The sequence below is a fragment of the Pseudomonas sp. KnCO4 genome (genome assembly GCF_045344305.1).
Lineage (GTDB): Bacteria > Pseudomonadota > Gammaproteobacteria > Pseudomonadales > Pseudomonadaceae > Aquipseudomonas > Aquipseudomonas anuradhapurensis.
In genome coordinates this window covers 4,995,883-5,010,614 of record NZ_CP174199.1, presented here as the reverse complement: position 1 = coordinate 5,010,614, position 14,732 = coordinate 4,995,883, and the positions used below count along the sequence as shown (strand labels likewise).

At 63.1% G+C, this 14,732-nt stretch carries 12 protein-coding genes, 2 tRNA genes and 1 pseudogene; 11 read left to right on the top strand and 4 right to left on the bottom strand.

Features of this window, described 5'->3' with window-relative positions; all coding sequences use genetic code 11:
- The first annotated feature begins 250 nt into the window (after positions 1–250).
- The 5 genes and pseudogenes from ACJA3S_RS23190 to ACJA3S_RS23170 all read left to right on the top strand — a co-directional run bounded on the left by ACJA3S_RS23190 (position 251) and on the right by ACJA3S_RS23170 (position 5,659).
- Positions 251–1,438 (top strand): ATP phosphoribosyltransferase regulatory subunit, encoded by a 1,188-nt coding sequence (locus tag ACJA3S_RS23190; protein ID WP_406820128.1) that lies wholly within the window; start codon positions 251–253, stop codon positions 1,436–1,438.
- Positions 1,439–1,494: 56 nt separating this feature from the next.
- A complete protein-coding gene (locus tag ACJA3S_RS23185; RefSeq protein ID WP_170033012.1) occupies positions 1,495–2,787 on the top strand; it encodes an adenylosuccinate synthase in 1,293 nt (430 codons plus the stop codon).
- Positions 2,788–3,416: 629 nt separating this feature from the next.
- A pseudogene (locus ACJA3S_RS23180) lies at positions 3,417–4,109 on the top strand (methyl-accepting chemotaxis protein); the annotation flags it as partial.
- A 21-nt stretch (positions 4,110–4,130) separates the two neighbouring features.
- On the top strand, positions 4,131–5,015 hold the full coding sequence (locus ACJA3S_RS23175) for a methyl-accepting chemotaxis protein (protein WP_406822296.1): 885 nt from the start codon (positions 4,131–4,133) through the stop codon (positions 5,013–5,015).
- A gap of 173 nt (positions 5,016–5,188) precedes the next feature.
- Positions 5,189–5,659 (top strand): DUF2867 domain-containing protein, encoded by a 471-nt coding sequence (locus tag ACJA3S_RS23170; RefSeq protein WP_406820127.1) that lies wholly within the window; start codon positions 5,189–5,191, stop codon positions 5,657–5,659.
- 32 nt (positions 5,660–5,691) lie between these two features.
- Here ACJA3S_RS23170 and ACJA3S_RS23165 read toward each other — a convergent pair whose 3' ends face one another.
- The 4 genes from ACJA3S_RS23165 to ACJA3S_RS23150 form a co-directional block, all read right to left on the bottom strand.
- On the bottom strand, positions 5,692–7,257 hold the full coding sequence (locus ACJA3S_RS23165; RefSeq protein WP_170033009.1) for an iron ABC transporter permease: 1,566 nt from the start codon (positions 7,255–7,257) through the stop codon (positions 5,692–5,694).
- Positions 7,257–8,270: an extracellular solute-binding protein gene (locus ACJA3S_RS23160; RefSeq protein WP_170033008.1), complete on the bottom strand. Its 1,014-nt coding sequence runs from the start codon at positions 8,268–8,270 to the stop codon at positions 7,257–7,259. Before ACJA3S_RS23160 ends, ACJA3S_RS23165 begins: the two co-directional genes overlap by 1 nt.
- Positions 8,271–8,501: 231 nt before the next feature.
- Positions 8,502–8,588, bottom strand: a tRNA-Leu gene (locus ACJA3S_RS23155).
- An 88-nt stretch (positions 8,589–8,676) separates the two neighbouring features.
- Positions 8,677–8,763, bottom strand: a tRNA-Leu gene (locus tag ACJA3S_RS23150).
- 271 nt (positions 8,764–9,034) lie between these two features.
- Here ACJA3S_RS23150 and rnr point away from each other — a divergent pair.
- The 6 genes from rnr to rplI all read left to right on the top strand — a co-directional run bounded on the left by rnr (position 9,035) and on the right by rplI (position 14,712).
- Positions 9,035–11,611: a ribonuclease R gene (gene rnr / locus ACJA3S_RS23145; protein ID WP_170033006.1), complete on the top strand. Its 2,577-nt coding sequence runs from the start codon at positions 9,035–9,037 to the stop codon at positions 11,609–11,611.
- Positions 11,608–12,354 (top strand): 23S rRNA (guanosine(2251)-2'-O)-methyltransferase RlmB, encoded by a 747-nt coding sequence (gene rlmB, locus ACJA3S_RS23140; RefSeq protein WP_170033004.1) that lies wholly within the window; start codon positions 11,608–11,610, stop codon positions 12,352–12,354. Before rnr ends, rlmB begins: the two co-directional genes overlap by 4 nt.
- Positions 12,355–12,663: 309 nt before the next feature.
- Positions 12,664–13,089: a 30S ribosomal protein S6 gene (rpsF, locus tag ACJA3S_RS23135; protein ID WP_013974420.1), complete on the top strand. Its 426-nt coding sequence runs from the start codon at positions 12,664–12,666 to the stop codon at positions 13,087–13,089.
- A gap of 28 nt (positions 13,090–13,117) precedes the next feature.
- Positions 13,118–13,348, top strand: a complete 231-nt coding sequence (rpsR, locus tag ACJA3S_RS23130; protein WP_003249563.1) for a 30S ribosomal protein S18 — start codon at positions 13,118–13,120, stop codon at positions 13,346–13,348.
- A gap of 33 nt (positions 13,349–13,381) precedes the next feature.
- Positions 13,382–14,245, top strand: coding sequence for a hypothetical protein (locus tag ACJA3S_RS23125; protein ID WP_406820126.1), 864 nt, complete (start codon positions 13,382–13,384; stop codon positions 14,243–14,245).
- Between the two features lie 20 nt (positions 14,246–14,265).
- The gene (gene rplI, locus ACJA3S_RS23120; protein WP_003249568.1) at positions 14,266–14,712 is read left to right on the top strand and encodes a 50S ribosomal protein L9; all 447 of its coding nucleotides are present in this window, start codon (positions 14,266–14,268) and stop codon (positions 14,710–14,712) included.
- Positions 14,713–14,732: the final 20 nt, after the last annotated feature.

The following is a 14,732-nucleotide window of genomic DNA, read 5'->3' as shown; positions in this document are numbered from 1 at the left end:
CCTGGCGGGGTGCATCCTGATGGAAAAGGGGTGTATGATGAGGCAGCCGGGAAATTTCCCGGCTTTTTTGCGTCTGCAAGGTTGATTGGCAAACCGCCAGTTGACGGTTTGGTCAGGTCGCATGGCAATTCGAGGGTATCGGGTACGGTGGCTGCGCTGGGATCAGTGCTGCCCGCTGCTGTGCGCGATACCGGCTTTACTGACGGCTCGCCTGCTGGCAAGCCACCCGGACCAGAGGGGAAATGGCGTAATGGCAACGGTAGACCGCTGGCTGCTGCCAGATGGCATCGAGGAAGTACTGCCACCTGAAGCTGCGCGCATCGAAATCGCGCGCCGCCAGGTGTTGGACCTGTTCCAGAGTTGGGGCTACGAACTGGTCGTCACCCCGCATATCGAGTACCTGGAGTCGCTGCTCACCGGCGCCGGCCAGGACCTGGATCAGCGCACCTTCAAGGTGGTGGACCCGCAGTCCGGCCGCCTGATGGGCTTCCGCGCCGACTTCACCCCGCAGGTGGCACGCATCGATGCTCACACCTTGCGCCGTGAAGGCCCGAGCCGCCTGTGCTATGCCGGTAGCGTGCTGCACGCCCAGCCGCGTGCCCTGTCCACCTCGCGCAGCCCGATCCAGCTGGGTGCCGAGCTGTACGGCGATGCCAGCCCTACCAGCGATGTCGAAGTCATCAGCCTGATGCTCGCCACGCTGCAACTGGCCGATGTACCGGATGTGCACATGGACCTCGGCCACGTCGGTATCTACCGCGGCCTGGCCCGTGCTGCCGGGCTGTCTGGTGCGGTTGAGCAGCAGCTGTTCGACGCCCTGCAGCGCAAGGCCGTCGATGAGGTCCAGGCGTTGACCGCCGACTTGCCAAAGGACCTGGGCAACATGCTGCGCGCGCTGGTCGAGCTGTGCGGTGGTCGTGAAGTGCTGGCCGAGGCCCGCGTGCGCCTGGGCCGTGCCCCGGCCAGCGTGCTGGCGGCCCTGGACGACCTGCTGGCGATCGCCGATCGCCTGGCATCGCGCTTCCCCGACCTGCCGCTGTACTTCGACCTCGGCGAACTGCGCGGTTACCACTACCACACTGGCGTGGTGTTTGCCGTGTTCGTGCCTGGCGAAGGCCAATCGATCGCCCAGGGCGGGCGCTACGACGACATCGGCGCTGACTTTGGCCGGGCGCGCCCGGCTACCGGTTTCTCCACGGATTTGAAGACCCTGGTCACACTGGGGCGAGCGGAGGTCGTATTGCCAGCTGGCGGCATCTGGATGCCGGACAGTGGCGATGCGGCCCTCTGGCAGCAAGTCTGCCAGTTGCGCAACGAGGGCCAGCGTGTGGTCCAGGCTCTGCCTGGCCAGCCGTTGAGTGCTGCCCTCGAAGCGGATTGTGATCGGCAATTGATTCAGCAAGACGGGCGCTGGCAGGTTCTGCCGCTGACCCAGTGAGTTTCTGCGTCGGCAACAGGCCGACAACCAAGTTTGCGTGAATGAGGACCAATGTAATGGGTAAGAATGTCGTCGTCCTGGGCACCCAGTGGGGTGATGAGGGCAAAGGCAAGATCGTCGATCTGCTGACCGAACATGCTGCCGCCGTAGTGCGCTACCAGGGTGGCCACAACGCGGGTCACACCCTGGTGATCAATGGTGAAAAGACCGTTCTGCACCTGATTCCCTCGGGCATCCTGCGTGAAGGCGTACAGTGCCTGATCGGCAACGGCGTGGTCGTTGCACCGGACGCGCTGATGCGTGAGATCACCAAGCTGGAAGAGAAGGGCGTACCGGTGCGTGAGCGCCTGCGCATTTCCCCGGCTGCGCCGCTGATCCTGTCGTACCACGTGGCCCTGGACCAGGCCCGCGAAAAAGCCCGTGGCGAAGCCAAGATCGGCACCACCGGCCGTGGTATCGGCCCAGCCTATGAAGACAAGGTCGCACGTCGCGGCCTGCGGGTCGGCGACCTGTTCCACCGCGAGCGTTTCGCTGCCAAGCTGGGTGAGCTGCTGGACTACCACAACTTCCAGCTGGTGAACTACTACAAAGAGCCGGCCATCGACTTCCAGCAGACCCTGGACGAGTGCATGGCCTACGCCGAACAGCTCAAGCCGATGATGCTCGACGTCACTGCCGAGCTGCACAACCTGCGCCGCGCCGGCAAGGACATCATGTTCGAAGGCGCCCAGGGTTCGCTGCTGGACATCGACCACGGTACCTACCCGTACGTTACCAGCTCCAACACTACCGCTGGCGGTATCTCCACCGGTTCCGGCGTTGGCCCGATGTACCTCGACTACATCCTCGGTATCACCAAGGCCTACACCACTCGCGTGGGTTCCGGCCCGTTCCCGACCGAACTGTTCGACGAGACTGGCGCTACCCTGGCCAAGCGTGGCCACGAGTTCGGTTCCACCACTGGCCGTGCCCGTCGTTGCGGCTGGTTCGATGCCGTCATCCTGCGTCGCGCCATCGACGTCAACAGCATCTCGGGCATCTGCCTGACCAAGCTGGACGTACTGGACGGCCTGGAAACCATCAACATCTGCGTCGGCTACAAGAACGAGAATGGTGCCGTCATCGACGCGCCTTCCGATGCCGACAGCTACATCGGCCTGGAGCCGGTGTACGAAGAGATGCCAGGCTGGAGCGAGTCGACCCTGGGCGCCAAAACCCTGGAAGAACTGCCAGCTAATGCGCGTGCCTACATCAAGCGCATCGAAGCGCTGATCGGTGCTCCGATCGACATCATCTCCACTGGCCCGGACCGCAACGAAACCATCGTGCTGCGTCATCCGTTCGCCTGATCTGCCTTCCAGGTTGATCTGACGCCGTGGTCCTGAAAGGGGCCGCGGCGTTTTCATTTGTGCTTTCCTGCACCGGCCTCTTCGCGGGCTTGCCCGCTCCCACAGAGCCTCCACAAATTTCAGAATGTGCGGGGTCCCTGTGGGAGCGGGCAAGCCCGCGAAGAGGCCGGTACAGGAAACCCCATTGCTAAACCTTGGCGCTTATCCCTGCTGCCTCCGGCACAACCCTTGCTGTAAGAAGTTTCTGAAGATGCCATCAAAGTAGTGGCGCCAGAATACACGAGGGTTACACCGTGTCTGCCATCCTCTCACTGTTACGAAGCCGCCTTTTGCGGCCTGTGTTTGTTGCCCTTGGTATCGCTCTTTTGGTGCAGGTGTTGGTGGCCGTTGCGCTCACCCGCAGCACGGTCACGGCCCTGGAGGCCGAACTGGGCGAGCGCCTGGGCAACGACAGTCGCGAACTCGCCGGCGACCTCGAACAAGCCGGACAAGATGTCCGCTCGGGCCTCGACAGCCTGTCCAGCAGCACTCGCCAGCGCCTGAGCGCCGGCTTGTCGGCGCGCCTGCAAAGCGAACAGCAGCAACTGCGCAGTACCCTGGAAAAGAACCTCAAGGACTCCGCCAACGATATGGCCGAGCTGCTCGCCTCGGTCGCCCCGCGCGCGATCTGGGATAACGATGTGCCAGTGCTATCGGACTTTGCCCGCCGTGCCCAGCGCAACCCCAACGTGTTGTTCGTGGTTTATGACGATGCCCAAGGCCAGCACCTGACCCGCTATCTGAACCGGCAAAACCCGATCAACCAGGCGCTGATGGACAAGGGGCAGGGCGAGCGTGCGCTGGACAAGGTGATCGATGCCGCCCGGCATGACCCGGCGGTGTATTTTGTCGAAGCTTCGATCAGCCCCAATGGTGCGGAAATCGGCAAGGTGGTGATGGGGGTGTCCACCGCCGGCATCGACCAGGAACTGAAAGCCCTCGACCAGCGCTTCGCAGCCCTGATTGCCAGCGGCGAGCAGCTGGTTGGCGACAGCCTGGTCGGTGCGGCGGCCGACAGTGGCAAGACCCTGCGAGAGCGCCTGGAAAAGGCCCAAGGCAGTGCTGCTGCCATGCAGGCCAACACCGCCCAGACCGTGCGCGATGCCGCCGCCGAGCTGCGTTGGCGGATCGGCCTGGGCCTGGTGCTGGTGGGGCTGGGCGTTCTGTTGGTGGTGGCCGTGGTGCTTGGCCGGCGGGTGCTGAGCAAGTTGCGCCTGTTGATTGCTGCGCTCGACGACCTGGCGGCCGGCGAAGGTGACCTCACCAAGCGCGTGCCGCTGGACAGCCGCGACGAAATCGGCGACATGGCCTCGGCGGTAAACCGCTTTGTCGACAAGCTGCAACCCATCGTGCGCGAGGCCGGCGAGGTGGCCCAGCGTACCGGGGTCGAGATCGGCGCGATGGCCCAGCGCAACGCAGGCGCCGATGCTGCCGCTGCGTTGCAGCGCGATGAAGTGGCGGCCAGCCTGCGCGACCTGTCGAGCATGGCTGATGAGGCCCAGGCCGAAAGCCAGGCGATGCAGGCGGCGCTGCAACAAGTCGTGGATATCCGCCAAGCCACCGATGAAAACAGCCGCACCTCGACCCAGCTGGCGGGCTTGATCGAGAACCTGGCCGAGCAAGTGGAGACCGGCTCGCAGGTGATCGAGCGGCTGGCCAAGCAGAGTGAACAGATTGAAGTGGTGCTGACGGTGATCCACGGTATTGCCGAACAGACCAACCTGTTGGCCCTCAACGCTGCCATCGAGGCTGCCCGGGCAGGCGAGACCGGGCGCGGGTTCGCCGTTGTGGCTGATGAAGTGCGGGCGTTGGCGAGCAAGACGCAAAGCTCCACCGGCGACATCCAGGCGCATATCGCCGCCTTGCAGAAAGGCGCCAAGGAAGCCGTGGCGACCATCAGCCAGGCCGGGCTCAAGGCCAGCGAAGGGCTGCTGGTGCTGCGCGACAACGAACGCCGCCAGCAGTCGGTGCAGGTGGCGGTCGAGCAGGTGCATGCGGCGATCGGCCTGGCGACCCGGGCCGCTGAACAGCAGGCCCATGGTGCACAGGCGGTACGGGGGCGAGTGGAGAACATCCATGCACAGGCCGAGCGCTCGGCCGAGGTGGTGATGCAGACCACGGCCAGCAGCAAGGTGCTGGATGACCTGGCCGCGCAACTGCGGGCAAGCCTTGGCCAGTTCCGAGCCTGATGCGGTCGCTGTAGGAGCGGCCTTGCGTCGCGATGGGCTGCGCAGCAGACCCAGGATATCGGCTCAAACGCACAAATTGCCGGGGCTGCTGCGCAGCCCTTCGCGACACAAGGCCGCTCCTACAAGGGCGGCGTTGCTATGATGGTGGCGACAGATGACAAAGGGAGTTGTTCATGTCTGCCCAACTGGTCGCCGCCCCGGCGGAGCTGGACTTTCTTCATTGCGATGGCATCGTCGTCACTGCGCCAATGACCGCCTTCCAGGCCTACTGCGCCATGACCTCGCACGTCCCGGGCTGGCTGGCCGTGGCCTTCCGCTTGCGCGATGGCATCTCGCGGCGGTTCCATGTTGCCGCCATCCACGGTTTCTCATCACGCAGCCCCGAGCAGGTGCCGGCAGTGGGCGAGCTTCTGGATTTCTTCACTGTCGAGGCGATCAGTGACCAGCAACTGGTCCTGACTTCGCGCGACACGCACCTGGCGGTAATGGTGAGCCTGGACCTGGCTGAAGCAGGGCAGGGGCGGCAACACTTGCGCGTAACCACCTCGGTGCAGTGCTTCAACAGGTTCGGCCGCCTCTACATGCTGCCGGTCGGCAAGGCTCACGGGCCTATCGTGCGGCGCATGCTGCGCAACATCGCCTGAAGGCTGCTTCGCGGGCAAGCCCGCGAAGCAGGTTACGCCTTGTTCAGATACATCCGCGTAGTCAGCAGGTAAACCGGCAACCCTGACACCACGATCAGCAGTGCCGCGTAAGGCGCTGCTGCCGCGAACTCGACGTTGGCGGTATGGGCCCACACCTCGGTGGCCAAGGTGGTCATGCCGGTAGGGCTGAGCAGCAATGTCGCGGTCAATTCCTTCATGGCATCCAGAAACACCAGCGCAAAGGCCGCTGCCATGGCCGGGAAGATGATCGGCAAGGTCACCCGGCAGAACGCGGCAAAGCTGTTCGCGCCCAAGGTGCGTGCGGCTTCCTCCAGCGTCGGCGAAGCCTTGTTCAGCGCAGTACGCACAGGCGACTGGGCCAGTGGCAGGAACAGCAGCGCGTAGGCGAGCAACAACAAGGCCGTGGTCTGGTACAGCGCCGGTACATAGTGCAGGGCGAAGAACACCAGGGTCAGGGCAATCACCAGGCCGGGTAGGGCGTGCAGCAGGTACGGCAGGCGTTCGGCCCAGATTGCCAGGCGGCCTTTGTAGCGCACCACCAGGAAGCTGATCGGCAGGGCCAGGAGCACGCAGAAGCCGGCACCGCCAAGCGACACCGAAAGCGAGGTGAACAGCGCCTTGGAAATGGCCGCTACCGGGAAGGCCGCTGATGAACCCACGCTCAGCCAATAGCCGAGCATGGCCAGCGGAATACCGCTGCCCAGCACTGCCAGGGCGACACAGAACAGCTGGGCCAGTACGGCCCAGCCGCGTAGCCGCACCGGCTGCGCGCGGCGTGCCACGCCCTGGCCGATGCGCACGTGGCGGGCCTTGCCGCGCACGCGCAATTCCAGCCACAGCATCACCAGGCACAGCGCCAGCAGTACAGCCGAGAGCATGGCCGCATTGGCATTGCTGAACTCCAGTTCGAACTGCTGGTAGATCGCCGTGGTGAAGGTCTGCAGGCCGAGAATCGACAGCGCGCCGAACTCCACCAGCATGTGCAGGGCAATCAGCAGCGCACCGCCGAGCATCGATGGCCACAGCAGCGGCAGGGTGACCTTGACGAATACACCCCAGCGGCTGCAGCCGAGGGTGCGTGCCGACTCCTCCAGCGAGGTATCGAGGTTGCGCAGGGTCGCCGCCACCGGCAGGAACACCAGCGGGTACTTGGACAGGGCCATGACCAGGATCGCCCCGCCCAGGCCTTCGAAGTCCGAGCTCAGCGATACCCAGGTGAAGCTGCTGACGAACGACGGTACGGCGAACGGCAGGCACAGCACCACGCCCCACAGCCTGCGCCCGACCAGGTTGCTGCGCTCCAGCAACCAGGCCAGGGCCAGGCCGACCACCATGCAGGCCAGCGTCACCCCGACCATCAGCATCAGGGTGTTGCGCATCAGCCCCCAGACAAACGGCCGCCACAGCAGGTGCAAGGCTTCGCGCCAGCCGGCTTCCCAGGCTTTGATGGCGACATAGGCCAATGGCAGCAAGCTCATTGCCACCAGGAACAGCACAGGCAGCACCACCCAGACGGAAGGGCGCTTGCGGCGCGGCACGAAGCGTACCGGTACCGGCTCGGACAGGGCGGCAGTCATCAGAGCAGGCCGACCTCGCGTTCAAGCTCGATGGCTTCCTCGGCATTGCCCAGGTCCGCCGGCGAGATCTTTGGCGGGCGCAGCTCTTCGAACGGCTTCAGGCCACGGTCGGAAACCATGCCCTTGTGCAGCGGGTACTCGGCGGTGGTCTGGGTGATCACGCGCTGGCCTTCTTCGCTGGCCATCCAGTTGAGCAGGGCCTGGGCTTCCTTCGGGTGCTTGCTGGCCTTGACCGCTGCAGCGCCGGAGATGGTTACCAGGTTGCCGGCATCGCCGTCGGCCAGGTAGTACAGCCTGGAGTCGAGCTTGCCGCGCTCGCGTTCCAGTGCATACCAGTAGTAGTTGTTCACCAGTACGGCAGCGACTTCGCCTTTTTCCACGGCCTTCAGGGCGACCATGTTGTTGGTGTAGGTCTTGCCGAAGGCTTTCAGGCCGGTGAGCCATTCTTCGGTGGCTTCGCGCCCGTGCATCTTCAGGATAGCCACGGCCTGTTCCTGGAATGCGCCGCTGGTGGGTACATAGCCGACGCGGCCATCCCATTCAGGGCCGGCAAAATCCATGACGGTGGTTGGCAGGTCCTTTTCGTCGATCTTCTTCGGGTTGTACACGACGACGCGGGTACGTGCAGTGACGCCCATCCAGGTGCCGTTGGCGCCAACGTACTCCTTGGGCAGCATGTTCAGCGTGGCATCGTCGATCTTCGCCAGCAGGCCCAACTCGCCCAGGTTGTTCAGCGGCGGCGACTCTTCGGTGTAGATGATGTCGGCCGGCGAGCGGTCGCCTTCCTCGATGATCTGGCTGGCCAGCTGGTTGCTGCTGCCCTTGCGAATATTGATGTGGATACCGGTCTTGGCCTCGTAGGCCTTGGCGATGGCTTCGCCGATTTCCTTGTGCTGGCCGTTGTACATGGTCAGGGTGACCGGTGCATCTGCCATGGCGGCCGGAGCGCCGATGACCAGGCTCAGCACGGCGGCGGCCAAGGTACGCATCAGCGGTTGCGGGCGGATCGTCATGCGGGTACTTCCTCGCTTACGGCTACATATTTGGAAACAATGGTAAACGAAATCGTTTCTCAAGTGGCCGGATGAGGAGAAATTCATGGGCAGACTTTGGGCGGAGTTGGAAGATGGCCGTCGATAGGAGGGCTGTGCCTGTGAGATCGAGCTATTTCGGCGAGCGAGGAGGGGGCGATACAAAAATCGCAGGCAAGAAAAAACCCACTAGCAAGCTAGTGGGTTTTTGTATGGTGCCCAGGAGAAGACTCGAACTTCCACGACCGTTAAGTCACTGATACCTGAAACCAGCGCGTCTACCAATTCCGCCACCTGGGCAAAGCTTTACATCATCTGCAGAAGGCGACTATCGTTCGCTTTCACACAGTAGTAACAGATCCTTGGTCATCTGTTACTTGAAAATATTTGGTGCCCAGGAGAAGACTCGAACTTCCACGGCCGTTAAGCCACTGATACCTGAAACCAGCGCGTCTACCAATTCCGCCACCTGGGCACACATTCGAGATTAAAAGATGCTTTACAGCGTCGTTCATCTCTACTACAACTTCGGGGTTGTCCGTCGTTGTGGTGCGCACTATACGGACGGTCCGGGGGGCTGTAAACCCCCTGAGCAAAAAAAATTTCAAAAAATTCAACTTGTTGATTCCGCAGGCCTATTCCTGCCCGCCGGAGGTGCCGGTGGGGCTGTCCAAGGCTGACATTTCCGGTTTCAATACGCCTATGCCAGAATTCCTATCTATATACCCCAAGGTGAACCCCTTCTGATGGCCGATTGGCAATCCCTCGATCCCGAGGCCGCTCGCGAAGCGGAAAAATACGACAACCCCATTCCCAGCCGTGAGCTGATCCTGCAGCGCCTTGCCGACCGTGGCGAACCGGCCGCGCGCGAGGAGCTGGCGGCCGAGTTCGGTCTTCACGACGAAGACCAGATCGAAGCCCTGCGCCGCCGCCTGCGCGCCATGGAGCGTGACGGCCAGCTTATCTATACCCGGCGCGGCACTTATGCCCCGGTGGACAAGCTGGACCTGATCTGCGGCCGCGTCTCCGGCCACCGTGACGGCTTCGGCTTCCTGATCCCCGATGACGGCAGCGAAGACCTGTTCCTCAGCCCGGCGCAGATGCGCCTGGTGTTCGATGGCGACCGCGGCCTGGCCCGCGTGTCTGGCGTCGATCGCCGTGGCCGCCGCGAAGGCGTGCTGGTCGAGATCATTTCCCGTGCCCACGAAAGCGTGGTCGGCCGTTACTTCGAAGAAGGCGGCATCGGCTACGTGACCCCGGACAACCCGAAGATCCAGCAGGAAGTGCTGGTGACCGCCGGGCGCAATGGTGGCGCGAAGATCGGCCAGTTCGTCGAGATCAAGATCACCCACTGGCCAACCCCGCGCTTCCAGCCGCAGGGCGATGTGGTCGAAGTCATCGGCAACTACATGGCACCGGGCATGGAAATCGACGTTGCCCTGCGCAGCTACGACATCCCGCACGTCTGGCCCAAGGAAGTGATCAAGGAAGCGCGCAAGTTCCGCTCCGAAGTCGAAGAGAAGGACAAGGAGAAGCGTGTCGACCTGCGCCACCTGCCGTTCGTTACCATCGACGGCGAGGACGCCCGCGACTTCGACGATGCGGTGTATTGCGAACCACTGGGCAAGCTGCGTCTGTTCTCCGGCGGCTGGCGCCTTTATGTGGCCATCGCCGACGTGTCCAGCTACGTGCGCCTGGGCTCGGCCCTGGACGTCGAAGCCCAGCAGCGCGGCAACTCGGTGTACTTCCCCGAGCGCGTGGTGCCGATGCTCCCCGAGGAACTGTCCAACGGCCTGTGCTCGCTGAACCCGCATGTCGATCGCCTGGCCATGGTCTGCGAAATGACCATGAACAAGGCCGGCCAGATGGTCGACTACCAGTTCTATGAAGGTGTCATCCACTCCCACGCCCGCCTGACCTACAACAAGGTCAGCAGCATGCTCGAGCACTCCCGCACCCGTGAGGGCAAGGCGCTGCGCGAGGAGTACAAGGCAGTCGTGCCGGACCTGAAGAACCTGTACAACCTGTACAAGGTGCTGGTAGCTGCCCGCCACACCCGGGGCGCGATCGACTTCGAGACCCAGGAAACCCGCATCATCTTCGGCGACGAGCGCAAGATCGCGGAAATCCGCCCGACCGTGCGCAATGATGCCCACAAGCTGATCGAGGAGTGCATGCTGGCGGCCAACGTGGCCACCGCCGAGTTCCTGCAGAAGCATGGCGTGCCTGCGTTGTACCGCGTGCACGACGGCCCGCCGCCGGAGCGCCTGGAAAAGCTGCGCGCCTTCCTCGGCGAGCTGGGCCTGACCCTGCACAAGGGCAAGGACCCGTCGCCGAAGGATTACCAGGCCCTGCTGGCAAGCATTGCCGGGCGCCCGGACTTCCACCTGATCCAGACCGTGATGCTGCGTTCGCTGAGCCAGGCGGTGTACAGCACCGAAAACAACGGCCACTTCGGCCTGAACTACGAGGCGTACACCCACTTCACCTCGCCGATTCGTCGTTATCCGGACCTGCTGGTGCACCGCGCCATCCGCAGCATCATCCGGTCCCGGGTCGATACCCCGCATGTCAAGCGTGCCGGCGCCATGAGCATCCCCAAGGCGCGTATCTACCCGTATGACGAGAACACCCTCGAGCAACTCGGCGAGCAGTGCTCGATGACCGAGCGCCGGGCCGATGAAGCCACTCGTGACGTGGTCAACTGGCTCAAGTGCGAGTTCATGAAAGACCGCGTGGGCGAGACCTTCCCGGGCGTGATCACCGCAGTGACCGGGTTCGGCCTGTTCGTCGAACTGACCGACATCTATGTAGAAGGCCTGGTGCACGTCAGTGCGCTGCCGGGTGACTACTACCACTTCGACCCGGTGCACCACCGCCTGTCCGGCGAACGCACCGGGCGCAGCTTCCGCCTGGGCGACACGATCGAGGTCAAGGTCATGCGCGTCGACCTGGACGAGCGCAAGATCGATTTCGAAGTGTCGGAAAGCACCCTTGCCGCGCCGATCGGCCGCAAGCAGCGTGGCGCCGCACCGGCTGCCGGCCAGGCCGAGCAGGCCCCGGTCGAGGCCAAGGCCACGCCGAAGCCGCGCAGCCGCAAGAGCGAGACCGCCGAGGCGTACTTCCCGAAAGACGCCGTGCAGCGTAACGCCGAAGTGCGCAAGAGCCGCGAAATGAAAAAGGCGCTGATGAGCGAGGCGCGCAGCAGCGGCCATGCCGGCAGCAAGTCGGACAAGGGTGGCAAGGCCTCTGGCAAGCCGACCAAGCACCGTAAAGGGCCGTCGAAGTCCGGCGCGCCACGCAAGAGCAAGAACAAGTCATGAGTCAGCTGGAAAAGATCTACGGCGTGCACGCCGTGCAGGCATTGCTGCAGCACCATCCGAAGCGGGTCAAGCAGATCTGGCTGTCGGAAGGGCGCAGCGAGCCGCGCATCCAGGCGTTGCTGGCGCTGGCCGCAGAAAACCGCGTGGCGGTTGGCCAGGCCGAGCGTCGCGAGCTGGATGCCTGGGTCGAAGGCGTGCACCAGGGCGTTGTTGCCGAGGTGAGCCCAAGCCAGGTGTGGGGCGAGTTGATGCTCGAGGAGCTGCTTGAGCGTAGCGAAACGCCACCGCTGATCCTGGTGCTGGACGGCGTCACCGACCCGCATAACCTCGGTGCCTGCCTGCGTACCGCCGATGCGGCCGGTGCCACGGCGGTGATCGTGCCCAAGGACAAGTCTGCAACCCTGACCCCGGTGGTGCGCAAGGTGGCCTGCGGGGCGGCGGAAGTGATCCCGCTGGTGGCGGTGACCAACCTCGCGCGCACCCTGGAGAAACTGCAGCAGCGTGGCCTGTGGGTGGTCGGTACCGCTGGCGAAGCCGAGCAGGAGATCTACCAGCAGGACCTGACCGGGCCGCTGGTGATGATCATGGGCGCGGAAGGCAAGGGCATGCGCCGGCTGACCCGCGAGCATTGCGATTTCCTGGTGAAGCTGCCGATGGCCGGTAGCGTCAGCAGCCTGAACGTCTCGGTGGCGACCGGGGTTTGCCTGTTCGAGGCCGTGCGTCAGCGGCAGGCCAAGCGCTGATCGACAGCCTGTACCGGCCTCTTCGCGGGCACGCCCGCTCCCACAGGTAATCTGCAATGCCAAAGGCTGCGCTGAACCTGTGGGAGCGGGCGTGCCCGCGAATGGGGCCTTGCACATTGTGAATATGTTTCTGGCTGTTCAAATAATCGCCAATTTCCTTGCTTGTGTGTCCCGCCTTCTCTACAATTGCGCCCCTTGCCGAGCTGGCAGGTGCGCATGTGCCTCTACTCCCTGGCAAGACACACCAGTGTCATTCACTCCTTGTCTGACCAGATCCACTGGCAGACTACTAACCCGTAAGGAGCATTCATGCGTCATTACGAAATCATCTTCCTGGTTCACCCGGACCAGAGCGAGCAAGTCGGCGGCATGGTTGAGCGTTACACCAAGCTGATCGAAGAAGATGGTGGCAAGATCCACCGCCTGGAAGACTGGGGCCGTCGTCAACTGGCCTACGCAATCAACAATGTTCACAAGGCTCACTACGTGATGCTGAACGTTGAGTGCACTGGCAAGGCCCTGGCCGAGCTGGAAGACAACTTCCGCTACAACGATGCCGTTATCCGTAACCTGGTCATCCGTCGCGACGAAGCCGTTACCGGCCAGTCCGAGATGCTGAAGGCTGAAGAAAACCGCAGCGAGCGCCGTGAGCGTCGTGAGCGTCCTGAGCATGCTGAATCCGCCGACGGCGACGACAGCAATGACAGCGACTCCAGCGATAACGCTGACGAGTAATCCACGGACCTTTAGAGGAGCCTATTAAATGGCACGTTTCTTCCGTCGTCGTAAATTCTGCCGCTTCACTGCTGAAGACGTGAAAGAGATCGACTTCAAAGATCTCAACACCCTGAAAGCTTACGTATCCGAAACCGGCAAGATCGTTCCAAGCCGTATCACCGGTACCAAAGCTCGTTATCAGCGTCAGCTGGCTACCGCTATCAAGCGCGCCCGCTTCCTGGCCCTGCTGCCCTACACCGACAGCCACGGCCGCTGAGACCGGGTCGTCGACAAGCAGTAAGGGATTAGCATGCGAGCGTTAGCAAGTTTCATCATGCGCGGTCGTGTGCAGGCCACCCTGGTGGTGGTCATCAGTGCGGTATTGCCGCTGCTGTTCTGGTTGAGTGCCGCTGCCGGCAGCCTTGTGCTGCTGCGGCGTGGGTTCAAGGATGCTACTACGGTCATCGCCGGCGGCCTGCTGGCCGGGCTGGCCGTGTGGGTCATGGGCGATCCGATCACCTTCCTGGTGATCGCGGGTGCCCTGGGCCTGGCTGCGCTGCTGCGCGCCGAGCATCCCTGGAGCCGGGTGTTGCTGGTCAGTGCCGTGTTCGCCGTGGCTTTCAGCCTCGTGCTCGATCTGGCGCTGGCGCAAACCTTCGACGGGCTGGCCAAGGCGTTTGCCGAAGCCATGCCGCAAATCGAAGGGCAACCGGTGCTTTCCGGTGAGCTGATCCGCCCTGTGCTGGTCGCTTCCACAGCAGTGACGGTGCAATTGTTCAGCGTGTTGGCCCTGGTGCTGGCGCGCTACTGGCAGGCAGCGTTGTACAACCCTGGAGGCTTCGGTCGCGAGTTTCGCGCCCTGAAGTTGCCGAAACAGACCACGGCGGTCTTGGTGGCAGTGATGGTGGTGGCCCCGTTCATCGGGCCGCAGTTCATCGTCCTGGCATCGGCCTCGAGCCTGGTACTGGTGCTGGCCGGCATCGCCTTGATGCACGGGCTGGTGGCACAGGGCCGACTGGCCGGTTTCTGGCTGGTGGGGATGTACGTGACGTTGCCGCTGATCATGCAGCTGATTTATCCGTTGCTGGTGGTTTTGGCCATTGTCGACAGCCTGATTGATTTTCGCGGTCGCAAGTCCCCCAAGGGGAATGACTCCGCGAACGGTGAAGGTTAAAAGTTAAGAGGTTTTACCAAATGGAACTGATCCTGCTGGAAAAAGTCGCTAACCTGGGCAACCTGGGCGACAAAGTAAAGGTTAAGGCTGGTTACGGCCGTAACTTCCTGCTGCCATTCGGCAAGGCCACCGTTGCCAACGCCGCCAACCTGGCTGCGTTCGAAGAGCGTCGCGCCGAGCTGGAAAAAGCAGCCGCTGACAAGAAAGCTTCGGCTGAAAGCCGCGCTGCCCAACTGGCCGAGCTGGAAGTGACCATCACTGCCACCGCTGGCGACGAAGGCAAGCTGTTCGGTTCGATCGGCACCCACGACATCGCTGACGCCCTGACCGCCTCCGGCGTTGAAGTGGCCAAGGCTGAAGTTCGTCTGCCGAACGGCACCATCCGTCAGGTTGGCGAATACGACGTAGCCGTGCACCTGCACAGCGACGTTGAAGCCACCGTACGTGTGGTCGTCGTAGCTGCCTAAGCTGCGCTGACTGGCTGGCT